Consider the following 252-nt stretch of genomic DNA (forward strand, 5'->3'; position numbering starts at 1 on the left):
GGCTGAAAGCCGGGCGACGGAGTTGCGCGCGAACGTCCTGCTCGCGCGCATTCGGTGCGACCAGGAATAGCCCGGCGGCAGCGTGCAGATCGCTCCCCGACAGCGCCAGATCGAGCATGCGCACGATCCCCGAGTAGATCGAGGTCGAATGTTCAACCTCGAACGCGGCGGCGACGCCGTCGCCACCCTTCGCCAGCCACAACACGTCGATGAGGCGGATCGAGTCCGCTCCGGGAGAGGTCGCAATGGCGT

Annotated in this window: 1 pseudogene; it reads right to left on the reverse strand. The window is 67.1% G+C overall.

What is annotated here, in order from left to right:
• A pseudogene (locus tag RVY79_RS20780) lies at window positions 1–252 on the reverse strand (type II restriction endonuclease); the annotation flags it as partial.

This window comes from Chromohalobacter sp. HP20-39 (genome assembly GCF_033052815.1).
GTDB lineage: Bacteria > Pseudomonadota > Gammaproteobacteria > Pseudomonadales > Halomonadaceae > Chromohalobacter.